Here is a 22,865-nt window from a genome sequence, read left to right on the forward strand (position 1 = left end):
CGCGGGACACACCTGAACATCTGTCCACCTAGACAGATAAGACCGTCGGCCATAGGGTCGGGTTATGACTGTCGTCGAGCAGCCCGAAGGAACGGTAACCAAAAAGCTCGACAGGACTGAGTGGACGGCAATCGCCGCGATGGGCGGAATCGTCCTGGCGCTCCACATATTCGGCTGGGGAGTGCTGGTGTTCGGGGTCGCGCCGCAGCACATCACGCTCGGATCGGCAGGCGTCTTCGGCGTCGGACTGGGCGTCACCGCTTACCTGCTCGGCGTGCGGCACGCGTTCGACGCCGACCACATCGCGGTGATCGACAACACCACCCGCAAGCTGGTCGGGGAGGGCACGCGTTCGCTGTCCGCCGGCTTCTGGTTCTCGCTCGGTCATTCCAGCGTCGTGTTCGGGCTGGCGTTCCTGCTGGCGATCGGCGTGCGCGCGATCGTCGGACCGGTGCAGGACCAGGGCTCGCCGCTGTTGCAGACGCTCGGACTGGTGGGCTCTCTGGTCGCGGGTACCTTCCTCATCCTCATCGGGCTGTCGAACCTGTTCGCGGCGGTGGGCATCGCCAAGGTTTTCCGCCGGATGCGCACCGGCGAGTTCGATGAGGCGGAGCTCGAACGGCAACTCGAGAACCGCGGCTTTTTGGCGCGGCTCTTCGCCAGGCTCATGCGCAGGGTGAGCAAGCCCTGGCATCTCTACCCCGTCGGCCTGCTGATGGGGCTTGGCTTCGATACCGCCACGCAGGTGGCACTGTTGGTGCTGGCCGCGGGGACGGCGGCGTTCACGCTGCCCTGGTACGCCATCCTGGTGTTGCCCGTGCTGTTCGCCGCCGGGATGAGTCTGTTCGACGCGGCCGACGGCATCCTGATGTCGAAGGCATACGGCTGGGCGTTCCTCAAGCCTGTCCGCAAGGTGTACTACAACCTGACCGTCACGGTGTTGTCGGTGGTCGTCGCGCTGGTCATCGGCGTGATCGTGCTGGCAGGGCTGCTGGCCGACCGCCTCGGCGTCGAGTCGGGACCGCTGGCCGCGATCGGATCGGCGAACCTGCAGTTCGTCGGGTTCATGATCGTCGGGCTGTTCATCGCCGCCTGGTTGATCGCCATGGCGGTGTGGCGCCTCGGGCAGGTCGAGAAGCGCTGGGCGCCAGAAGGTTAATGCCTGCGCGACGGCGGCCACGGCGGCTCGCCGCACAGCGCCAGCAACGCGTTCTCGACCACCTCGGGTAGCGCGGGATGAATCCAGTACTGACCGCGGGCCATATCCTGGGCGGGCAGATCGAAACTCATCGCCTGGATGAGCGGCTGAATCAGCGACGAGGCCTGATGGCCCATGATGTGCGCGCCCAGGATCAGCCCGGTGTCGTCGTCGACGACGATCTTCGCGATGCCCGTGGTGTCCTCCATCGCCCACCCGTATGCGACGTCGCTGAAATCCTGAACCTTGACCTTGACGTTGAAACCCTGTGAGCGGGCCTGGTTTTCGGTGAGCCCGACGCTGGCGATCTGCGGCTCGGTGAACACCGCCGACGGTACGTACCGGTGGTTGGACGGCATCAGCGCGTCCGTGTCGTCCCAATCCTGGAGCAGGTTGTGCTTCACCACACGTGCCTCATGGTTGGCGACGTGTTTGAGCTGATAGTCCGACGACACGTCGCCGAGCGCGAAAATGCCCCGCGCAGAGGTGCGTTGGTATTGGTCGACGACGACCTGACCATGTGCGGTCACCTTGACGCCGGCCTGTTCGGCATCGAGCAGATCGCCGTTGGGAACCCGGCCGGTGGCGACGAGAAGCGCATCGCCGCGCAATATCGAACCGTCGTCGCAACGTATCTCGACGCCGCCGCCAACTTCGCGTGCGTCGACCACCTCGTGGTGGCTGCGGATCTCCCACTTTTTTCCCGCGACGTCGGTGAACCGCATCGTGATGTCGTCGTCGTGTCCGCGCAACAGCGTGCTGCCCCGGATCAGCAGCGTGACACGGCTACCCAGCGACGAAAAGATATGGGCGAACTCGCATGCCACGAATCCGCCGCCGACGATGATGAGGTGCTCGGGCACGTCGGCGATACGCATGATGGTGTCACTGGTGTGATAGGGCACGCCGCATTCGGTGATCGCGTCGGGAACCACAGCCCGCGAACCGGCCGCGATCACCACCTGATCAGCGGTGAGTTCGTCCCCGTCATCGGTGCGCAACCGGTATCGGCCGTCGTCCAGTGTCGGCCGGAAACGGGTGTGACTGGCGAACACCTCCACGTTGGGGGAAGAGCGTCGATAGTTCTCGCCGCCGAGCGCAAGCGGGTCGATCCGGCCGAAAACCCGTGAGACGATGTCGCCCCACCGCACGCCGTCGATGTGGGCGTCGACCCCGTATCGCGCTGAATCGCGGACACTTTGGGCGACTTCGGCGGCGTAGACGAACATCTTGGTCGGGATGCAGCCCACGTTCAGACATGTCCCGCCGAACACGCCCTGCTCACATATCGCCACGCGCTTGTCGACGTAACGCTCGTCGAGGATCGTGTTGCCCGAACCGGTACCGATGATCGCAATGTCGAAGTGCGCCATACTCTAACCCCGTTCGGATCGCGTTGCCGTGCCTGATGTTTCGGCCAGATACCAGTCAAGCCAATGGTCCAGTTCGCGGTAGGCGGCTTGGCGGGATTCAGCTACGGACAAGAAGACGTCATGCTTGGCGTCGGCGATCGGCACGACAGTGGTGCGATGGCCGATGCACCCCGCCCAGCGGGCGATCTGCTTGACGTCGAGGACCGCGTCGCCCCGCTGGATGACGTCGGGGTCGTTGACTTCCCGCACACTACGGTCCGAGCGCAGGATGAGATTCGGCACGCCGACGTCCAGCCCGCGGTGCAGCTTGACCTGAGCACGGCGGACGGCATGCAGCCAGCCGAACGTGACCGGGAACCCGCCGATCGGCTTCCAAGCCAGGTTGTAGTCGAACTCGCCGCCGTACTCCTTGTGCAAGGTGGCGCCGTATCCGCCCTCAGCGGGCGGCCGCAGAACCCGTTTCTTCCGGACGCGCGATATCGCGCCGATGGCCGCGCGGGTAGGGGCTGCGCGCAGGATCGCCGGTCCCTGCAGATCGAGCCACGGGCTGTTGAGCACCAATCCCGTGATGCGGCGTTTCGCGGTCTCGCCGCGGCGGCGCAGACGGTCGAGCCAGAGCGGGACGATCAGACCGCCGGTGGAGTGCCCGTAGATCAGCACGCTCGACGCACACTCGGCCGCGATGACGTCCAGCGCCCGCTCGAGCTCGGAGTCGTAGCGGGCGAGGTCGGTGGTGAAGTGCGGCGTCTGGCCTTCCCGCCATGAGCGCCCGCATTTGTGTTGGTCGAGTGCGTAGAACGCGAAGCCGCGGCCGGCGAAGTGGTCGGCGAGTTCGGTGTTGAAGAAGTAGTCGGTGAAGCCGTGCACGAGGAGGACGGCGTGGGTCGCCGACGGGTCGGGCTCGCCCCGCCGCACCAGGGTCGCGACGAGACCACCTTCTCCGTCGGGATCCGGTCCGAGGTCGAACGTCTGCTGCCAGTAACCAGGCAGCACATCGGGCTCCCATGCAGGCACGACAGCTACCTTAATCGCGGTTTGCGTCCGGCCTGGACCCGCGGACGTAGACCACGGCGGATAACCTGAACGGCGATAAGCCGTGACAGCGGACCGCGACCGCGAAGGATCAACGATTCGGTGTCTGACCCGAAGGCCGAAAAAGTAGACGTCGTGCTGGTCGGCGCGGGCATCATGAGCGCCACCCTTGGCGCGCTGCTGCGGCTGCTCGAGCCGGATTGGTCGATCACACTGGTCGAGCGCCTCGACGGCGCTGCCGCCGAGAGCAGCGATCCGTGGAACAACGCCGGCACCGGGCATTCGGCGCTATGCGAACTGAACTACACACCGGAGCGGCCCGACGGTTCGATCGACATAGGCAAAGCGGTCCTCGTCAACGAGCAGTTCCAGGTGACACGGCAGTTCTGGGCGTATGCGGTGGACAACGGCGTGCTGCCGGACGTGCGCGGCTTCCTCAACCCGGTCCCGCACGTCAGCTTCGTTCACGGCGCCGCCAACGTCGATTACTTGCGGCGCCGCCACGAGGCGCTGGTGGGGAATCCGCTGTTTGCGACATCGGAGCTCATCGACGACAAGGACGAGTTCGCCCGACGGCTTCCGCTGATGGCCGAAAAGCGCGACTATTCCGAGCCCGTCGCCCTGAACTGGACCCAGGACGGCACCGACGTCGACTTCGGCGCGCTGTCGTGTCAGCTTTTCAGCTACACCGCGCAGCGGGGGATGACCACGCTGTTCGGCCACGAGGTGCGCGACCTCGACAAGGAATCCGACGGCAGCTGGACGCTGAAGGTCCTCAATCGGCGCACCGGTGCGAGCCGCAAGCTCAACGCGAAGTTCGTCTTCGTCGGCGCGGGAGGCGGCGCGCTGCCGCTGCTGCAGAAGGCGGGGATCCGAGAGGCCAAGGGGATCGGCGGGTTTCCGGTCAGCGGACAATTCCTTCGCACCGACAGCGCGGAGCTGACTCGCCGGCACAACGCCAAGGTCTACGGTGCCCCGCCGCTGGGTGCCCCGCCGCTGGGCATGCCGCACTTGGACATCCGTGTCATCAACGGCAAGCTATGGTTGCTCTTCGGCCCGTTCGCCGGCTGGTCGCCGAAATTCCTGAAGCAAGGCAAAATCACCGATCTGCCGCTGTCGGTCAAACCGGACAACCTGCTGTCGGTGCTCGGAGCAGGGCTGAGCCAGACCGGTCTGGTCAAATACCTGATCACCCAGCTGCTGTTGTCCCATGCCGACCGGGTAGACGCGCTTCGGGAATTCGTCCCCAGCGCAGTCGATTCCGATTGGGAACTCGACGTGGCCGGGCAGCGGGTGCAGGTGATCCGCCGCGCCAAGGGCAAGGGCGGGGTGCTCGAGTTCGGCACTGCCGTGCTGTCGGCCTCCGACGGCAGCATCGCCGGACTGCTCGGGGCTTCGCCGGGCGCGTCGACTGCCGTTCCCGCCATGCTCGACGTGATCGAGCGGTGCTTCTCGGATCGTCATAGGTCCTGGCTGCCGAAGCTCAAGGAGATGGTGCCTTCGCTGGGCACATCGCTGTCCGACGAGCCGGAGTTGTTCGAGGAGGTGTGGTCGTGGGGTACCAGGGTGCTCAAGCTGGACGAGCCCGCAAACGGGCTGCCCCCGGCCGGAACTTCGATCGGGACCAACCCCGCGATAGCGGCGACGGTGTGATGGTGGCTGCCGAATGACGGTCGCGCTACGCCGCAGCTGGGCCCAGGATCTGGACGCCAGGACGCTCTACGAACTGCTCAAGCTGAGGGTGGAGGTGTTCGTCGTCGAGCAGGCCACTCCGTATCCCGAACTGGACGGCCGTGACCTGCTCGCCGAAACCCGCCACTTCTGGCTCGAAGGACCCGACGGCGAGGTCATCTCCACGCTTCGGCTGATGGAGGAACATCCCGGCGGGCAGAAGGGGTTTCGCATCGGGCGGGTCTGCACCAAGAAGGCCGCACGCGGCCACGGCCACACGACTCGGCTCCTGCAGGCCGCGCTTGCCGAAGTCGGCGACTACCCGTGCCGTATCAACTCCCAGACCTATCTCGAGGACATGTACCGCCAACACGGATTCGTCCGCGACGGTGAGGAATTCCTCGACGACGGCATCCCGCATGTGCCGATGCTGAAGGCGGGCATCCGCAACGAAACCGAGCAGCAGTGACGCCCATCTACCCGTTCAGCGCCATCGTCGGACACGACCGGCTTCGGCTGGCGCTGTTGTTGTGTGCGGTCCGACCCGACATCGGTGGCGTGCTGATCCGCGGCGAGAAGGGCACCGCGAAGTCCACGGCGGTACGCGGTCTGGCGCAGGTGCTGGCCCGGATTCCGGATGGCGGCGGCGGTCAACTGGTCGAGCTGCCGATCGGCGCCACGGAGGACCGGGTGGTCGGGTCGTTGGATCTGCAGAAGGTGTTGCGCGACGGCGAGCACGCGTTCTCACCGGGCTTGATGGCGCGCGCTCACGGCGGGGTGCTGTACGTGGACGAGGTCAACCTGCTGCACGACCACCTCGTCGACGTGCTGCTGGACGCCGCGGCGATGGGCCGGGTGCACGTCGAACGCGACGGCGTCTCGCACAGCCACGAGGCCCGATTCGTGCTGATCGGCACGATGAATCCAGAAGAAGGCGAGCTGCGGCCGCAGCTGCTGGACCGGTTCGGACTCACGATCGACGTGCGCGCGTCTCGTGACGTCGACGTCCGCGCTGACGTGATCCGTCAGCGAATGGCCTTCGAATCCGATCCGGTCGCGTTCGTCGCCCGCTACGCCGACGCGGACGCCGAGCTGGCCCGTCGAATAGCGGCGGCACGGGCGTCGATCAGTTCGGTCACGTTGCCCGACAGTGAATTACGACGTATCGCGGCGCTCTGTGCGGCCTTCGACGTCGACGGGATGCGGGCCGACCTGGTGGTCGCGCGCACGGCCGTCGCGCACGCCGCCTGGCGTGGCGATGACGAGGTGAGTGAAGAGGACATCCGGGTGGCCGCCGAACTCGGGCTGCCTCACCGGCGTCGCCGCGACCCGTTCGACGACCCAGGACTGGACCCTGAGCGGCTCGACGAAGCGATGGCGCAAGCGGGCGAATCGGCGACCGAGCCCGAGCCGGATCCCGACCCGCCCGGCGGAGGGGAGTCGGCTCCGGCATCTGAAAACTCTGTGTCGCAATCCAATTCGAGTTCGACTACACGACCAAGCGCCGCGCCGTCGGCAGTGTTTCGCACCAGGGCTCTGGTGGTGCCGGGTGTGGGGGAGGGCGCGCCGGGACGGCGGTCTCGTGCACGCAACCGCACTGGCAAGGTGGTATCGGCGACCGAGGACATGCAGACCGGCCACGGCCTGCACCTATTCGGGACGCTGCTGGCGGCCGCGGGGCGCCAGCGCGCGCCGGGGCGTCCACGCCCGCAGCCGGAAGATGTCCGCGGTGCGATTCGCGAAGGCCGCGAAGGCAATTTGGTGATCTTCGTGGTGGACGCGTCGGGCTCGATGGCCGCACGCGACCGGATGGCGGCGGTGAGCGGCGCGACGATGTCGCTGCTACGCGACGCCTACGAGCGACGCGACAAGGTGGCCGTCATCACGTTCCGGCAGCAGGACGCCAAGCTGCTCCTGCCGCCGACGACGTCGGTCCACATCGCGAGCCGCCGGCTCGCCCGCTTCGACACCGGCGGCAAAACCCCATTGGCGCAAGGCCTTCTGGCCGCCCGCGACGTCGTGGTGCGCGAAAAGGCCCGTGATCGTCCTCGCCGCACTCTGGTCGTGGTCCTGACCGACGGACGGGCGACTGGCGGACCCGATCCGCTTGGCCGCACGCGGCTTGCCGCCGCACGGCTGGTTGCCGAAGGTGCGGCCGCCGTCGTGGTGGACTGCGAAACCTCGCATGTGCGACTGGGTTTGGCCGAACAACTCGCCGGCCAGCTCGGCGCGCCGTCGGTGCGGCTGGCGCAGCTGCGCGCCGACAGTCTCGCCGACGTCGTACGCAGCGCCGCATAGGAGGGATTCGATGCCACAGGGCCAGCCGCTCACCGTCCCCGACGACGGGCTCACCACTCGCGCGCGTCGAAACGCTCCACTGCTGGCGGTGCATACCGGCGCTGGAAAGGGCAAGTCGACAGCCGCATTCGGCATGGCACTTCGGGCGTGGAATCAGGGGTTCAGTGTTGCCGTCTTCCAGTTCGTGAAGAGCGCGAAGTGGAAAGTGGGCGAGGAGGCGGCATTCCACGAACTGGGCCGGCTGCACGATGAGCACGGCGTCGGCGGGCCGGTGGAGTGGCACAAGATGGGTGCGGGCTGGTCGTGGTCGCGCAAGCACGGAACCGATGAAGACCACGCGGCGGCCGCCGCCGAGGGCTGGGCTGAGGTCACCCGACGGCTTGCCGAACAGCGCCACGACTTCTATGTGCTCGATGAGTTCACCTACCCGCTGAAGTGGGGCTGGGTGGATGTCGACGAGGTGATCGCGACGCTGGCGTCGCGGCCCGGCACGCAGCATGTCGTCATCACCGGACGCGACGCTCCGCAGCCGTTGCTCGACGCCGCCGACCTCGTGACCGAGATGACGAAGGTCAAGCACCCGATGGACGTCGGCCGCAAGGGCCAGAAGGGCATCGAGTGGTGACTTCCAGCGCGAGCTGGGCCCACGCGCCAGCTGGGGAACGCAAAAGCCCCCGACACGCCGCTATTTTGGGGCACTTTGCGTCTGCTCGCGAAAAGAGGGGGTGAGGTGAGCGTCCCGGCCATTGTCGTTGCCGCGCCCGCATCGGGCAGCGGAAAGACCACCGTGGCAACGGGTTTGATGGGTGCGCTGCGGCGAGCAGGCCGCGCGGTGGCGCCGTTCAAGGTCGGACCGGACTTCATCGACCCCGGTTACCACGCGCTCGCCGCGCGCAGGCCCGGCCGAAACCTCGACCCGGTACTGGTTGGCGACCAGCTGGTCGGGCCGCTGTACCGGCACGGCAGCGCGGGTGCCGACATCGCCGTCGTCGAGGGTGTGATGGGCCTGTTCGACGGGCGCATCGAGGCGAACACGACGGGTGTCGCGCACGGTTCGACCGCTCAGGTCGCCGCGCTGCTCGGTGCGCCTGTCATCCTCGTCGTCGACGCCCGCGGTCAGAGCCACAGCATCGCCGCGCTGCTGCACGGCTTTTCGACATTCGACAGGTCGGTGCGGCTCGCCGGAGTGATCCTCAACCGTGTCGGCTCACCGCGCCACGAAGACGTGTTGCGGCAGTCGTGCGAGCATGCGGGGGTTCCGGTCTTCGGCGCGATTCCGCGATCCGACGAATTAAGCGTTCCGTCGCGGCATCTCGGCTTGATCACGGCCGTGGAACACGGGAAGCAGGCGGCTGTGGCCGTCGAGGCGATGACCGCCCTCATCGGCCGCCACGTCGACCTCGTCGGACTGGCCGCGGTCGCGTCCAGCCATATGACGGACGCGGCGTGGGATCCTGCCGTGGCCGCACCCGTAGGCCCCAGAGTGACCGTCGCGCTCGCGGCGGGCAAGGCATTCAGTTTCGGCTACACCGAACACGGCGAAATGCTGCGCGCGGCGGGCGCCGACGTCGTCGAATTCGACCCGTTGACCGACTCGTTGCCGCAGGACACCCGTGCTCTGGTGCTACCGGGCGGATTCCCTGAACAGTTCACCACCGAATTGTCTGCTAATGACGTTGTGCGCCAGCAGGTTCGCGAATTGGCCGCCGCCGGTGCGCCGGTGCACGCGGAATGCGCGGGATTGACCTATCTGGTGGACGAGCTCGACGGACACCCGATGTGCGGCGCGCTGTCGGGCTCCGCCCGATTCACCGAGCGGCTCACACTGGGGTACCGCGAGGCCGTCGCGGTGGCCGACTCGACGCTGCACCAGATCGGCGACCGGGTCATGGGCCACGAATTCCACCGCACCGCAGTCTCGTTCAGCGACGGTTATCCGCCCGCGTGGGTGTACCGCGGACCCGATGTCGACACAGTCAGGGACGGTGCCGTGCACGACGGCGTACACGCGTCGTATCTTCACACCCACCCGGCCGCGAACCCGCAAGCGATCACCCGCTTCGTGGCCGCAGCCGCAACATCTAAGCTCGCCGGGTGAGTTCCGAGAACGCCTATCTGGTCGGCCTGCGCCTGGCCGGCAAGAAGGTCGTCGTCGTCGGTGGCGGCACCGTGGCCCAGCGCCGCCTGCCGCTGCTGATCGCCAACGGAGCCGATGTGCACGTCATCACGCGGTCCGCGACACCGGCCGTAGAAGGAATGACCGGAATCACCTTGACACTCAGGGAGTTCCAGGAGGGTGATCTCGACGGCGCGTGGTATGCCATCGCGGCCACCGACGATCCGGACGTCAACGCCGCCGTTGTTGCCGAAGCCGAGCGCAGGCAGATCTTCTGCGTGCGCGCAGACATCGCCCGTGAAGGGACCGCCGTCACACCCGCGTCGTTCGAATACGAGGGGCTGTCCGTCGGCGTGCTCGCCGGAGGAGACCATCGGCGGTCGGCAGCAATCCGGTCGGCGATCCACGAGGCCTTGCAACAGGGGCTGATCACCGCAGAGGCCCCCGGTGTCCTTCACGGCGGGGTAGCGCTGGTCGGCGGAGGCCCCGGCGACCCTGAGCTGATCACTGTGCGCGGCAGGCGGCTGCTGGCACACGCCGACGTCGTCGTCGCCGACCGGCTGGCGCCGCCGGAACTTCTCGCCGAGCTGCCGCCCCAGGTCGAGGTCATCGACGCCGCGAAGATCCCGTACGGCCGGGCCATGGCTCAGGACGCGATCAACGAGGTCCTCATCGACCGCGCCAAGCAGGGCAAGTTCGTCGTGCGGCTCAAGGGCGGCGATCCGTTCGTGTTCGCGCGCGGTTACGAAGAGGTGATCGCGTGCGCCGACGCCGGAATTCCCGTCACAGTTGTGCCGGGTGTGACGAGTGCCATAGCAGTTCCTGCATTGGCCGGCGTTCCGGTCACACATCGGGCCATCACGCACGAGTTCGTGGTGGTCAGCGGCCATGTTGCGCCTGAGCACCCCGAATCGTTAGTCAATTGGAATGCGCTGGCCGCGATGTCGGGAACGATCGTGTTGCTGATGGCCGTCGAGCGCATCGAGCTGTTCACCAAAGTCTTGCTGGAAGGCGGTCGACCTGCGGATACACCGGTTCTGGTGGTTCAGCACGGCACCACGACCGCCCAGCGGACATTGCGCGCAACGCTTTCCGACGCGCCGGAACGCATTCGAGAAGAGGGTGTCCGACCTCCCGCGATCATCGTGATCGGGGCCGTTGCGGCTTTCGGCGGTTAAAGGATTCTTAAGATTACTGTAAGGTAACCCGCTATGACGGCTCTCAATGACGCAGAGCGCGCAGCGATGCATCGTGACGCCGAGGGCGGGGCAAACCGAGCGCTACCCGTGCAGGTCGAACACCCCGCACTGGAGCGAACTGGCAGGTCCCCGGCTTGGCTGCCGTCGCGGCGCTTCTTTGCCGCGGTCATCGCCATCGGCGGTATGCAGCTGCTCGCCACCATGGACAGCACCGTCGCGATCGTTGCGCTTCCTAAGATTCAGGACGAGCTGAGCCTTTCCGACGCGGGGCGCAGCTGGGTGATCACCGCCTACGTTCTGACGTTCGGCGGGCTGATGCTGCTGGGTGGGCGTCTCGGCGACACCATCGGCCGCAAGCGCACCTTCATCGTCGGTGTCGCGCTGTTCACCATTGCTTCGATCCTGTGCGGCATCGCGTGGGACGAGACCACGTTGGTCACCGCCCGGCTCCTGCAGGGCGTGGGCTCCGCGATCGCGTCGCCGACGGGTCTGGCGCTGATCGCGACGACGTTCCCCAAGGGCCCGGCGCGAAACGCCGCGACGGCCGTGTTCGCCGCGATGACCGGCATCGGCTCGGTGATGGGCCTGGTGGTTGGCGGCGCGCTGACCGAGGTCTCATGGCGGTGGGCGTTCCTGGTGAACGTGCCGATCGGCATTCTGATGATTTACCTCGCGCGCACGACGCTGCGGGAAACCCACCGCGAGCGGCTGAAGCTGGACGCCACGGGCGCCATCCTGGCCACCCTCGGCTGCACCGCCGCGGTGTTCGGCTTCTCCATGGGACCCGAGCAGGGCTGGCTCTCACCGATCACGATCGGTTCAGGCATCGCCGCCGCGATATTCCTGTTCGCGTTCCTGTTCGTCGAGCGCACCGCCGAGAACCCCGTCATGCCGTTCGACCTGTTCAAGGATCGCAACCGGGTCGCCACATTTGCGGCCGTATTCCTGGCCGGCGGCGTGATGTTCACGCTGACCGTGCTGATCGGCCTCTATGTGCAGGACATCATGGGCTACAGCGCGTTACGCGCCGGGATCGGCTTCATCCCGTTCGTCATCGCGCTCGGCATCGGGCTCGGGCTGTCCTCGCATCTGGTGTCGCTGTTCCCGCCGCGTGTGCTGGTCATCGCCGGCGGTGTGCTGGTGCTCGCCGCGATGATCTACGGCTCGACGCTCAACGGCGGCATCCCGTACTTCCCGAACCTGGTCATCCCGATCACCGTCGGCGGCTTCGGTATCGGCATGATCGTCGTGCCGCTGACCGTGTCGGCGATCGCCGGTGTCGGCTTCGACCAGATCGGTCCGGTGTCGGCGATCGCGTTGATGCTGCAGAACCTCGGCGGGCCCGTCGTGCTGGCCGTGATTCAGGCCGTCATCACGTCGCGCACGCTGTACCTGGGTGGCACGACCGGCCCGGTCAAGAACATGGACAGCGCGCAGTTGCACGCTCTCGACCAGGGCTACACGTACGGCCTGCTGTGGGTGGCCGCGGTCGCGGTGATCGTCGGCGGCGCCGCGTTGTTCATCGGATACACGTCGTCGCAGGTGGCTCACGCGCAGGAAGTCAAGGACGCGATCGACGCCGGAGAGCTCTAGCTCGACATTGGCGTTAGCTCGCTGGCCGCTCGGTAGGCTGGCGAGCCATGGCTGCGGTGCGAGGTTCGGGGGGGTCGATGGACCGCACTGCCGAGCCGTTGTCGTCGTCGGTGCTGGGCATCGCGATCATCGCGATCACCGGCATGCAGCTGATGTCGACACTCGACGGCACCATCGTCATCGTCGCGCTGCCGCGCATGCAGGCCGATCTGGATCTGTCGGACGTCACCAAGAGCTGGGTCATCACCGCCTACGTGCTGACCTTCGGTGGCCTGCTGCTGCTTGGCGGCCGCGTTGGTGATGCCATTGGCCACAAGCGCGCGTTCCTGTCCGGTGTCGGCGTGTTCACGATCGCGTCGTTGGTGTGCGGCCTGGCCACCGACGGCGTCACGCTGATCGTCGCTCGCGCGGTGCAGGGCACCGGGGCGGCGGTCGCCGCACCGACCGGCCTCGCTCTGATCGCGACCACGTATGCCGTCGGGCATGCCCGCAACCGGGCGATGGCGGTGTCGGCGGCCATGCAGGGCGTCGGCTCCGTGCTCGGGTTGGTGCTGGGCGGCGCGCTGACGGTGATCTCGTGGCGGCTGGCGTTCCTGATCAACGTGCCGATCGGCATCGTCATCATCACGATTGCGGTGTATCGGATCGGCGAGACGCACCACGAGCGGTTGAAGCTCGACATCACCGGCGCGCTGCTGGCCACCCTTGGCTGTGCCGCTGCGGTGCTGGTGTTCACCCAGGGCCCGCCGCGAGCCTGGGTGGACCCGTGGGTGATCGGCGCCGGCATCGCCGCGGTGGTGTTCTTCGTCGCATTCCTCATCGTCGAGCGCACGGCCGAGAACCCGCTGGTGCCGTTTTCGGTGTTCGACAACCGCAACCGGGTGATGACGTTCATCTCGCTGTTCTTGGCAGGCGGGGTGCTGCTGACGGTCACCGTGATGATCGGACTGCTGGTGCAGGACGTGCTCGGCTACTCGGCATTGCGTGCAGGCGTCAGCTTCATCCCGTTCGCGATTGCGTTCGGGCTCGGAAGTCTGTTGGCCGCCCGGCTTGCACCGCATGTGGCGCCGCGATGGTTGATGATCGGCGCCGGTGTGCTGGTTTTGGCGGCCATGCTGTACGGCTCGACGCTGGACCGCAACATCCCGTACTTTCCTGATCTGTTCATGCCAATCGTGGTGGGCGGCTTCGGCATTGGCGTGGTCGCGGTGATCCTGCCGCTGTGTGCGGTGGCGGAGGTCGGTCCACGTGAAATCGGCCCGGTGTCGGCAATCACGCTGATGGTGCAGAACCTCGGCGGGCCCGTCGTGCTAGTCGTCATCCAGGCCGTTCAGACATCGCGCACGCTGTATCTGGGCGGTACCACCGGACCGGTCAAAGACATGACGCCCACCCAGCTGGACGCGTTGGGACACGGCTACACGTACTCGCTGCTGTGGGTCGCCGGTATCGCGGTGATCGTCGGGATCACCGCGTTTTGGATCGGCTTCTCCGCCCGACAGATCGCCGCAGCGCAGCACACCCGTGAGGCGGTCGAGGCCGGCGAGCTGTAGATGAACAAGCACGAGGCGCCCGAAGCGCCGGAAACGCTGCAGGACCGATTCCGGGATGCGATCGCGCCGCGAACCCTTCTGCTCGGTGTGGGCGTGCTGCTGCTGCAGTTCGGGTTCATCCTGTCCTACATCGGCGCCTTCCACGCCCCTGCGCCACACCGCATCCCGGTTACCGTCGTCGCCCCGCCGCAGATCGCCCGGAAGGTCGTGGACGACCTCAACGCGGTCGCGGGCCAACCGGTGACGGCCGAAACCTCGACCGACGAGAACGCCGCCCGCGACGAGGTACGCACGGGCGAGAAGTCGGCGGCATACGTCGTGAATCCGTCGGGCACCCAGGACACGCTTGCGGTCGCATCCGGGGGTGGGACGGCAGTGGTCACCGCGGTCGAGGAACTCGCCACCAAGGCGGCTCAGAAGCAACAGCGCACAGTGAGGTTCGACGACATTGTTCCGTTGCAGCCCGGCGATGCGCGCGGGTTGAGCGGCTTCTATCTCGTCGTCGGATGGGCGGTCGGCGGCTATCTGTTCGCAGCCATGCTGGGGGTCGCGAAAGGCTCACGGCCATCGACGTTTCCGCGGGCGCTGTGGCGGCTCGGCGCCACGGTGCCCTACGCGTTGGTGTCCGGTTTGGGCGGCGCGGTCATCGCCGAACCCGTGCTGCACGCGTTGGGAGGCCACTTCTGGCCGGTCGCGGCGGTCGGCGTGTTGGTGTCGCTTGCCGCCGCGACGGTGACGATTGCGTTGCAGACCTTGTTCGGCGTGATCGGCATCGGGTTGACGGTCATCATCTTCGTGATCCTCGGCAACCCGTCGGCCGGCGGCGCGTATCAGTCGCAACTGTTGCCGCCGTTCTGGCGGGCGATCGGAAACTATCTCCCGACGGGCGCAGGCACCGACGCGATCCGGCGCATCGTGTACTTCGACGGCCATGGCGTCACACATTCGATCGTGGTGCTGGCGGCCTGGGTGACCGGCGGCCTGCTGTTGACACTCGCGGCGTCGGCGATCATGCATCGGGGCAGGGCGCCGGCGGGTGACGGCATTGGATGACGACGCGCGGCCGACGCGTCAGCAGATCTCCGATGCGGTCGATCCGGCGGGCTGGCGGCTCGTTCTTGGGGCCATCTACACCGAAGTCGCAGCGGCCTCACTGATGGAGGCCGCCGATGCGGCGTCGGCGGCCGTTTCAGCGGTCGGCACAGACGGGCATGGACACTTGACCGTCGACATCCGCGCAGATCGGGCTGTGCTGCGGCTGCAATCAGACGTTGGCGTGGTGACGGGCCACGACGTCCGGCTCGCGCACGAAGTGTCGGGTGCGCTGGCGGCGCGCGGTATGCGGCCGCGCCCTGGCGCAGTACAGGCCTTGGAGATTGCGATCGACGCGCTCGACATCGGCGCCGTGCGGCCGTTCTGGAAGGCGGTCACCGGATACGTCGACGAGCCCGGCTCGGAGCTCGCGTCGGCGCTCGTGGATCCGGTCGGTCGAGGCCCGGTGATCTGGTTTCAGCAGATGGACGCCCCACGGCCGCAACGCAACCGCATCCACCTCGACGTCGATGTGCCGCACGAGGCGGCGAGCGGCCGGATCGATGCGGCGATCGCGGCTGGCGGGCGCTTGCTGTCCGACGCCGCGGCGCCGGCGTTTTGGGTGCTGGCCGATCCTGAAGGCAATGAAGCCTGCATCTGTACCTGGCAGGGCCGCGACTGAGGCCACGCCTTAAGGTTGTCGCCTGTGATCACCCGCATGTCCGAGCTGTTTCTGCGCACGCTGCGCGACGACCCGGCCGACGCGGAGGTGCCCAGCCACAAACTGCTGATCCGCGCCGGCTACATCCGCCCGATCGGGCCCGGCCTCTACAGCTGGCTGCCGCTGGGGCTGCGGGTGCTGCGCAAGATCGAACGTGTTGTCCGCGATGAGATGAATGCCATTGGCGGGCAAGAGATTCTGTTCCCGGCGCTGCTGCCGCGCGCCCCGTACGAGACGACGAACCGCTGGACCGAATACGGCGACGGCGTGTTCCGACTGCAGGATCGCCGCCGCAACGACTACCTGCTGGGGCCGACGCACGAAGAGCTGTTCGCGCTAACGGTCAAGGGGGAGTACAGCTCCTACAAGGATTTCCCGGTGCTGCTGTACCAAATCCAGACCAAGTACCGCGACGAGGCAAGGCCGCGGGCGGGCATCCTGCGTGGTCGCGAGTTCATCATGAAGGACTCGTATTCGTTCGACGTCGACGACGACGGGCTCAGGACGCAGTACCTGGCTCATCGCGACGCCTACCAGCGGATCTTTTCCACGCTGGGGGTCCGCTACGTGATCGTCTCGGCGGTGTCCGGGGCGATGGGCGGCAGCGCGTCAGAGGAATTCCTTGCCGAAAGCGAGATCGGTGAGGACACCTTCGTGCGCTGCCTGGAGTCGGGCTATGCGGCCAACGTCGAGGCCGTCGCGACCGCGATACCCGAGCCGCTGCCGACGGAGGGCCGGCCCGAGCCCAAGGTGTACGACACTCCGGGCACGCCGACGATTGCGACCCTGGTCGAATGGGCCAACAACACGCTGGACCGCGAGGTCACCGCTGCCGACACGTTGAAGAACGTCGTGCTCAAGGTGCGCCAGCCCGGCGGCGACTGGGACCTGCTCGCCGTCGGTGTGCCCGGTGACCGTGAGGTCGACGAGAAACGGCTCGCCGCGGCTTTGGATCCCGCCGAGTATGCCCTGCTCGACGACGCGGACTTCGCCAAGCACGGGTTCCTGGCGAAGGGCTATATCGGCCCGAAAGCCTTGCTGGCCAACGGTGTTCGCTATCTGGTCGATCCGCGAGTGGTCGACGGCACGGCGTGGATCACCGGCGCCGACGAGCCGGGCAAGCACGTGGTTGGCCTGGTTGCCGGTCGCGACTTCGTCGCCGACGGGACGATCGAGGCGGCCGAAGTGCGCGACGGCGATCCGTCGCCCGACGGGGCGGGCCCGCTGGTCTCGGCCCGCGGCATCGAGGTGGGCCACATCTTCCAGCTCGGCCGCAAGTACACCGACGCGTTCGAGGTCGACGTGCTCGGCGAGAACGGCAAGCCGGTCCGGCTGACGATGGGCTCCTACGGCATCGGGGTGTCGCGGCTTGTCGCGGTGATCGCCGAACAGCATCACGACGAGCTGGGATTGCGATGGCCGTCGTCGGTGTCGCCCTTCGACGCCCACATCGTGATCGCCAACAAGGACAGCGCGGCCCGCGAAGGCGCCGTCGAGTTGGCGGACGCGTTGGACCGGCGCGGAGTCGAGATCCTGCTCGACGACCGGCAGGCCTCACCCGGCGTGAAGTTCAAGGACGCGGAGCTGCTCGGCGTGCCGTGGATCGTCGTGGTGGGTCGCGGCTGGGCCGACGGGATCGTCGAGCTACGCAATCGGTTCACCGGCGAGACGCGTGAAATCTCCGTTGACAACGCGGCGGCAGAAATCGCTAACGTCCTCGACAGTTAGGCCGCATCAACCGCAGCACGCTCGTCGGCAGAATTTGTGGATGTGTAATCCGAATGGCCGACGCTGCGACGTGGCAATTCAAAATTTCAGCTTTGTCCTTCAAACAGATGACTTCTCGGGATTCCAGCAAATTGATGATCTCGCAAATATATGGTCTCGGCATAGGGCGTGGTCTTTGTCGGCAGTACATCGGCTGCGTACGCGCGGCTAGTCGGGGACTGGGTCATGGGATATTCGAAGTTTGTCGGTCGTGTTGGTGGCCTTGCCGTAGCGCTGGGCGTGGGTGTGTGGTTGGCGAATAGTCCCGCCGTCGCGTGGGCGGATGACACCGCCGCGGATTCTGTGTCATCGACCTCTACGTCTTCTTCATCGACCACTTCGCCGGGGTCGACGGGGGTTGATACGACGACATCGGCTGGCGCGAAACAGGAATCCGACTCGGAGCCGGCGGCCGCTTCGGCGCCGACAGCATCGTCGGTGTCCGCGGTCTCGGGTGACGGGGTCGCAGAGACGTCGTCGATCGTAAGTGGTCACGATGGGCCTGCGGTGGTGGTGCGCGCGTCGGGCGGTGCGCATACCTCTGGTCAGGACGACTCGGTTCATGTGCGGACGGGTTCGGACGAGGCTCACACGTCCAGTGGTGCGGCGGATTCGGTTGCCGCAAACAAGAAGTCGAATGCGGAGTCATCGGCTCACGCGCAGCTTTCCGCGGCGGCGGTGACCGCCCCCGTCGACAGTCAGCCGCATGCGGCGGCCACTTTCGCCACCACCGCCCCCCAAGTCTTGTCGGCGTCCGTACCGATCGACCCGGACGAAGCGAGTCAGCAGTGGGTTTCCAAGACCATCGCCGATTTCATGTCCGGGGCGCAGAACTGGATCTCCAGTCTGCCGGTCGGCCCGGATGTCAAAGAGTTGCTCGATGGGGTGTTGTACTTCGTGCGCCGCACCTTCCTCAACCAGGATCCCTCGGTCGCCCCGGTCCAAATCAGCGGCCAGATAAGCGGCCCGGTCAAGGGCAGCGTGGGCGCCGTCGACGTCGAAGGCGATCCGATCGTCTACCGAGTGACCAAAGCCCCACAGTCGGGAAGCGTGGAGGTCAATAGTGACGGCACCTACACCTACACCCCGGGAGCCGGCTTCAACGGCGTCGACAACTTCACCGTCACCGCCGACGACCCCGGGTTACATGTCAACCTGCTCGACCTGTTCGACCCTGGCACCCGAGCCAAAACACTGGTCAACCAGGGCGCCATAAAATTCCAGTTCATCTATAACACCGGGGCGGACCTGTGGACCGCCGACGCCCGCAATTCCATGCAGGCCGCGGCGAATCAACTCGCTGCGTACTTCATGGTCACCTCCCCGGTAACCCTGACCTACAACCTCGTCGGGAAGGCCAACGAGGGTTTCGCGGCGGCCTCGAGCCCGTTCATCGCTGACACGCCGGGTTATCACCGCACGGTCGTTCAAAACAAGCTCCTGACCGGTGCTGACTCCAACGGCACAGCAGCCGACGGCGAGATCGACATCAACTTCGGGAAACCCTGGGCTTTTGGGGTCGATGTGGGAAGCGAACAGTACGACTTCACAGCAACGGTCATGCACGAACTGCTGCATACGTTCAACTTCAATTCCAGCGTGGACAAGGCCGGTGAAAACGGCGGCGGGAACTGGTCCGTGTTCGACAGCTTCATCGTGACCTCCAACGGCTCGAAGCCGATCGGAGTCGACGGAGATGCCTTTGAGTGGAACACCGCTTACGATCCCAATCTCACCGGCGGCAACGGCGGTCTGTACTTCGGTGGAGCCAATGCGGTCGCCGCCTATAACAACAAGCTCGTTCCACTCTTCACACCCAACCCGTGGGACGCCGGCAGCTCGGTGACGCACCTGGACGACTCGACGTTTACGGGCTCGAATCAGAAAATGATGAACGCCTACACACCCACCGGGCTGGGCATCCGGGTCCTGAGCCCGATCGAAGTCGGCATCATGAAAGACCTCGGCTACACCGTGATGGTGCCCCAACCCCAAACGCCAAGCTACGCATTCGCGTTGGTCGGTGTTATCTTCCTTCGCCGCAGGAAGTCATCGCGGGTTCAGATGGACGCGAGCGCGAAGAATTTCGAGTGACTCGCCCGGTCGACTACAGCGGTGGCGCTATTCGGATCCGCCCGGGAACGCGACAGTGATCGGTGAGATCCCGAGCACCCGACTCCATCGCGCCGCGGCGACCGCGCACTGCGTCAACGCCGTGACCGCGAACGTCCGGTCCTGCTCGTCGGTGGCCTGCTCGATGACTGCGCGCCATGCGACGGCGGCGTCCTCTTCCATCCGCACCGCGAGATTGGCGGCGTCGGTCGGGTTGTCGACTTCGATCGGCAGCTGATAGCCCGCGGCGGGCAGCGGCGCATCGACCGACCGGGATTCAAGCATCGCGATCGCTGCCTCACGACGTTCGCGGTGCTCGGCCAGTTCGGAAGAAACCAAGTCGTTCACGTCGGGTGCCGAATGCGCGGACACCAGACCGTAGCCGTAGATGGTCGCGTGCTCGGTCGCGATCGCGTCGAACAGGGCACCGTTCGCACCATCGTGCGGCCGCGACGGGCTGGTGGGCTCGGCCGCACGCGAAGACGTCGTCGTCGTGGTGGTCGGTGTTGGCTGCGGAGAGGTCATTGGGGGGCTCCCGGCGGCACCAGTGCGACGGTGTACGCCGTCGTGCAGGAGGCCGCGATCGAGCCCAGCAGCCCGGCGCGATAGCCGCTTTGTTTACCCGCCAATTGCGCCGCGGTGTCCGCAGACTCATGCAGTGCGCCGATCACGTCCTGCACGGTGGGCGGCTTCACAGGTTGCGCCGTCGTGATGGTCGGTGTCGCCGTCGGTGCGTTCTTGCCGACCATGCGCACCAGCTCGTCCGACAGCGCCTGGGCATGTTTGGACCGTTCGGATGAGATCGCCGTCAAAGCCTGTGCGATGGGCGGCGGCGCGCCCGGCGCGGCGTCGGCGGCCAATTGACTGTCGTTACGCGCGCGGTCGAGCTGCGCGGTCAGTTCGTCGATCTCCGGCGGAGGCGGCGACGACCTGCACGCGGAGGCGGTGCTGCCCAACAGCGCCAGCGCCGCCGCCCCGAAGAGCACGCGACGTCTGCTGACGGTCGGCAGAGGGCTCGGCACGAGCAATATCTTGCCATCGCGCTCGCCGCCCGCCGCCGCGCGTTTGCGGCTTGGCACGGCGGCCCTGGCGTATCGTGGATAGTCGGTTCCAAGTTGCGCCGCGGGGAATCGTGTCCGGACAACTCAAGATGAGGAGCTCGCCGTGACGGAGCGGTCTGCGGGATTACCGTCGCCCAAACAGGTGATCGAGCTACTCGACGGCGAGTTCGCGCGCGCAGGGTACGAAATCGAGGACGTGGTGATCGACACGGCCGCGCGCCCGCCCCGGATCACCGTGGTCGCCGACGGCGACGAAGGTCTGGACCTGGATTCGATCGCCGAGCTGTCGCGGTCGGCGTCCGAGGTGCTTGACCGCATCGACACCGCCCCCTACGTTCTCGAAGTCACATCGCGAGGTGTCGACCGGCCGCTGACCAGCGAGAAGCACTACCGGCGCGCCCGCGGCCGCAAGGTCGAACTCACGTTGTCCGACGGCTCTCAACTGATCGGCCGCCTTGGTGAAACCCGTGACGGCACAGTGCGACTGGTGGTGCCTGAAGGCGGACGGTCGAACTTCACGGTGCGTGAACTGCCGGTCGACGGCATCACCAAAGCCGTTGTCCAGGTTGAGTTTTCGCCTCCGAATCAGCGTGAGCTGGAGCTCGCCGGCCAATCCGGGAAGGAGGCTTCAGCGTGAACATCGACATGGCTGCGTTGCATGCCATCGAGGCAGACAAGGGCATCTCGGTCGACGTCGTCGTCGAGACCATCAAGTCCGCATTGCTTACCGCCTACCGCCATACCGAGGGCCACGAGGCCGACGCCCGCATCGAGATCGACCGCAAGACCGGTGTCGTCAAGGTGATGGCGCGCCAGACCGATGAGGACGGCAACGTCATCCACGAATGGGATGACACCCCAGAGGGTTTCGGTCGCATCGCGGCGACAACGGCGCGGCAGGTCATCCTGCAGCGGCTGCGCGACGCCGAGAACGAGAAGAATTACGGTGAGTTCTCCGCACGTGAGGGCGATATCGCGGCCGGTGTCATTCAACGTGACGCCCGCGCGAACGCCCGCGGCCTGGTCGTCGTCCGAATGGGAAGCGAGACCAAAGGATCCGAGGGCGTCATTCCCGCCGCAGAGCAGGTTCCCGGCGAGCGTTACGAGCACGGCGACCGGCTGCGCTGCTACGTCGTCGGCGTTACCCGTGGCGCGCGCGAGCCGCTGATCACGCTGTCGCGCACCCATCCCAACCTCGTCCGCAAGTTGTTCTCGTTGGAGGTGCCCGAAATCGCCGACGGGTCCGTCGAGATCGTCGCGGTCGCCCGGGAGGCGGGCCATCGCTCGAAGATCGCGGTGACGTCGCGAGTGCCCGGCCTCAACGCCAAGGGTGCCTGCATCGGCCCGATGGGACAGCGGGTGCGCAACGTGATGAGCGAACTGTCCGGCGAGAAGATCGACATCATCGACTACGACCCGGACCCGGCGAAGTTCGTCGCGAACGCATTGTCACCGGCCAAGGTGGTTTCGGTCAGCGTCATCGATGAGGCGGGCCGCGCCGCGCGCGTGGTCGTCCCGGATTTTCAGCTCTCGCTCGCGATCGGCAAGGAAGGACAGAACGCGCGGCTGGCGGCCAGGCTCACCGGCTGGCGGATCGACATACGCAGCGATGCGGCCCCAGCAGCCGATTCCCATCGGGACCCTGGAGCAGCACACGGGGCGGTGCACGACCGCTAACCAGCGTTGCCGTTTCAGTTCGCAAGGACACAGACGGTAGACTCAGCTGTGATCCAGCGCGAGACTTCGGCTCGGATGCAAGGAAGCGCCATCGCCCCCTCGGGTGGACCGGTGCGGACATGCGTCGGCTGCCGGAAGCGAGAGCTGGCCGTCGAACTGCTTCGAGTTGTCGCCGTCGACGGGAATGGCACCAGTGCCGTGACCGTTGACCCAGCGAGAAAGCTGCCGGGGCGGGGTGCCTGGCTGCATCCCAACCAGGCGTGTCTTGACGCAGCAATTCGACGGCGAGCGTTCGCACGAGCGTTGCGGATCACCGGTTCACCGGACATAACCGCGGTGTTGGCGCACTTCGAGCAATCGGAGCACCCGAGCACCTCGGCCAAGAGAACAGGTAGCGAAGAACATGAGCACACCGTGAAGTCCCGATGACCATGCGTCATAGCTAACCCGAGGCGCAGCGCC

General features: G+C 66.5%; 20 protein-coding genes. 16 read left to right on the top strand and 4 right to left on the bottom strand.

What is annotated here, in order from left to right; all coding sequences use genetic code 11:
* The first annotated feature begins 64 nt into the window (after positions 1-64).
* Positions 65-1,159: a Nickel transporter NicT gene (gene nicT / locus ACWW36_RS19560; RefSeq protein WP_456137631.1), complete on the top strand. Its 1,095-nt coding sequence runs from the start codon at positions 65-67 to the stop codon at positions 1,157-1,159.
* Here nicT and mtr read toward each other — a convergent pair.
* On the bottom strand, positions 1,156-2,571 hold the full coding sequence (gene mtr / locus ACWW36_RS19565) for a mycothione reductase (protein ID WP_456137632.1): 1,416 nt from the start codon (positions 2,569-2,571) through the stop codon (positions 1,156-1,158). The genes nicT and mtr overlap by 4 nt on opposite strands.
* A gap of 3 nt (positions 2,572-2,574) precedes the next feature.
* A complete protein-coding gene (locus ACWW36_RS19570) occupies positions 2,575-3,585 on the bottom strand; it encodes an alpha/beta hydrolase (RefSeq protein WP_456137633.1) in 1,011 nt (336 codons plus the stop codon).
* Between the two features lie 120 nt (positions 3,586-3,705).
* On the opposite strand from ACWW36_RS19570, the gene mqo reads away from it, so the two are divergent.
* From mqo to ACWW36_RS19630, 12 genes are all read left to right on the top strand, one after another.
* On the top strand, positions 3,706-5,256 hold the full coding sequence (gene mqo / locus ACWW36_RS19575) for a malate dehydrogenase (quinone) (RefSeq protein ID WP_456137634.1): 1,551 nt from the start codon (positions 3,706-3,708) through the stop codon (positions 5,254-5,256).
* Between the two features lie 13 nt (positions 5,257-5,269).
* Positions 5,270-5,743, top strand: a complete 474-nt coding sequence (locus tag ACWW36_RS19580) for a GNAT family N-acetyltransferase (RefSeq protein ID WP_456137635.1) — start codon at positions 5,270-5,272, stop codon at positions 5,741-5,743.
* Between the two features lie 5 nt (positions 5,744-5,748).
* The gene (locus ACWW36_RS19585) at positions 5,749-7,572 is read left to right on the top strand and encodes a magnesium chelatase subunit D family protein (RefSeq protein WP_456142556.1); all 1,824 of its coding nucleotides are present in this window, start codon (positions 5,749-5,751) and stop codon (positions 7,570-7,572) included.
* A 10-nt stretch (positions 7,573-7,582) separates the two neighbouring features.
* Complete coding sequence (gene cobO, locus ACWW36_RS19590) at positions 7,583-8,197, top strand: cob(I)yrinic acid a,c-diamide adenosyltransferase (protein ID WP_456137636.1); 615 nt, start codon at positions 7,583-7,585, stop codon at positions 8,195-8,197.
* Between the two features lie 105 nt (positions 8,198-8,302).
* Positions 8,303-9,670, top strand: a complete 1,368-nt coding sequence (locus tag ACWW36_RS19595; protein ID WP_456137637.1) for a cobyrinate a,c-diamide synthase — start codon at positions 8,303-8,305, stop codon at positions 9,668-9,670.
* Entirely contained in the window at positions 9,667-10,866 is a 1,200-nt protein-coding gene (cobA, locus tag ACWW36_RS19600; protein ID WP_456137638.1) for a uroporphyrinogen-III C-methyltransferase, read from the top strand. Before ACWW36_RS19595 ends, cobA begins: the two co-directional genes overlap by 4 nt.
* 66 nt (positions 10,867-10,932) lie before the next feature.
* On the top strand, positions 10,933-12,480 hold the full coding sequence (locus tag ACWW36_RS19605) for an MFS transporter (protein WP_456142557.1): 1,548 nt from the start codon (positions 10,933-10,935) through the stop codon (positions 12,478-12,480).
* Between the two features lie 47 nt (positions 12,481-12,527).
* Positions 12,528-14,033, top strand: a complete 1,506-nt coding sequence (locus ACWW36_RS19610) for an MFS transporter (RefSeq protein WP_456137639.1) — start codon at positions 12,528-12,530, stop codon at positions 14,031-14,033.
* Positions 14,034-15,086 (top strand): ABC transporter permease, encoded by a 1,053-nt coding sequence (locus ACWW36_RS19615; RefSeq protein ID WP_456137640.1) that lies wholly within the window; start codon positions 14,034-14,036, stop codon positions 15,084-15,086.
* Positions 15,079-15,747 (top strand): VOC family protein, encoded by a 669-nt coding sequence (locus ACWW36_RS19620; protein WP_456142558.1) that lies wholly within the window; start codon positions 15,079-15,081, stop codon positions 15,745-15,747. Before ACWW36_RS19615 ends, ACWW36_RS19620 begins: the two co-directional genes overlap by 8 nt.
* A gap of 24 nt (positions 15,748-15,771) precedes the next feature.
* Positions 15,772-17,514, top strand: a complete 1,743-nt coding sequence (locus ACWW36_RS19625; protein WP_456137641.1) for a proline--tRNA ligase — start codon at positions 15,772-15,774, stop codon at positions 17,512-17,514.
* Between the two features lie 477 nt (positions 17,515-17,991).
* Positions 17,992-19,647 carry an Ig-like domain-containing protein gene (locus ACWW36_RS19630; RefSeq protein WP_456137642.1) on the top strand — a complete coding sequence of 552 codons (1,656 nt, stop codon included), beginning with the start codon at positions 17,992-17,994 and terminating at the stop codon, positions 19,645-19,647.
* A gap of 27 nt (positions 19,648-19,674) precedes the next feature.
* Here ACWW36_RS19630 and ACWW36_RS19635 read toward each other — a convergent pair whose 3' ends face one another.
* Both ACWW36_RS19635 and ACWW36_RS19640 read right to left on the bottom strand, forming a co-directional pair.
* Positions 19,675-20,190, bottom strand: a complete 516-nt coding sequence (locus tag ACWW36_RS19635; RefSeq protein WP_456137643.1) for a ferritin-like domain-containing protein — start codon at positions 20,188-20,190, stop codon at positions 19,675-19,677.
* Positions 20,187-20,696, bottom strand: a complete 510-nt coding sequence (locus ACWW36_RS19640) for a hypothetical protein (RefSeq protein ID WP_456142559.1) — start codon at positions 20,694-20,696, stop codon at positions 20,187-20,189. Before ACWW36_RS19640 ends, ACWW36_RS19635 begins: the two co-directional genes overlap by 4 nt.
* 133 nt (positions 20,697-20,829) lie before the next feature.
* On the opposite strand from ACWW36_RS19640, the gene rimP reads away from it, so the two are divergent.
* The 3 genes from rimP to ACWW36_RS19655 all read left to right on the top strand — a co-directional run bounded on the left by rimP (position 20,830) and on the right by ACWW36_RS19655 (position 22,832).
* The gene (gene rimP / locus ACWW36_RS19645) at positions 20,830-21,363 is read left to right on the top strand and encodes a ribosome maturation factor RimP (protein ID WP_456137644.1); all 534 of its coding nucleotides are present in this window, start codon (positions 20,830-20,832) and stop codon (positions 21,361-21,363) included.
* Positions 21,360-22,403 carry a transcription termination factor NusA gene (gene nusA, locus ACWW36_RS19650; protein ID WP_456137645.1) on the top strand — a complete coding sequence of 348 codons (1,044 nt, stop codon included), beginning with the start codon at positions 21,360-21,362 and terminating at the stop codon, positions 22,401-22,403. The genes rimP and nusA overlap by 4 nt, the downstream gene beginning before the upstream one ends.
* Positions 22,404-22,478: 75 nt before the next feature.
* Positions 22,479-22,832: a YlxR family protein gene (locus ACWW36_RS19655; protein ID WP_456137646.1), complete on the top strand. Its 354-nt coding sequence runs from the start codon at positions 22,479-22,481 to the stop codon at positions 22,830-22,832.
* Positions 22,833-22,865 lie beyond the last annotated feature (33 nt).

It is taken from the genome of Mycobacterium sp. MMS18-G62, assembly GCF_053877835.1.

Excerpts from the sequence above, each read along its gene's own strand:
- ACWW36_RS19655 (WP_456137646.1), top strand. The coding sequence starts at position 22,479 with ATGCAAGGAAGCGCCATCGCCCCCTCGGGTGGACCGGTGCGGACATGC.
- ACWW36_RS19605 (WP_456142557.1), top strand. The coding sequence starts at position 10,933 with ATGCATCGTGACGCCGAGGGCGGGGCAAACCGAGCGCTACCCGTGCAG.
- mtr (WP_456137632.1), bottom strand. The coding sequence starts at position 2,571 with ATGGCGCACTTCGACATTGCGATCATCGGTACCGGTTCGGGCAACACG.
- nicT (WP_456137631.1), top strand. The coding sequence starts at position 65 with ATGACTGTCGTCGAGCAGCCCGAAGGAACGGTAACCAAAAAGCTCGAC.
- ACWW36_RS19580 (WP_456137635.1), top strand. The coding sequence starts at position 5,270 with ATGACGGTCGCGCTACGCCGCAGCTGGGCCCAGGATCTGGACGCCAGG.
- ACWW36_RS19635 (WP_456137643.1), bottom strand. The coding sequence starts at position 20,190 with ATGACCTCTCCGCAGCCAACACCGACCACCACGACGACGACGTCTTCG.
- ACWW36_RS19615 (WP_456137640.1), top strand. The coding sequence starts at position 14,034 with ATGAACAAGCACGAGGCGCCCGAAGCGCCGGAAACGCTGCAGGACCGA.
- cobO (WP_456137636.1), top strand. The coding sequence starts at position 7,583 with ATGCCACAGGGCCAGCCGCTCACCGTCCCCGACGACGGGCTCACCACT.
- ACWW36_RS19610 (WP_456137639.1), top strand. The coding sequence starts at position 12,528 with ATGGCTGCGGTGCGAGGTTCGGGGGGGTCGATGGACCGCACTGCCGAG.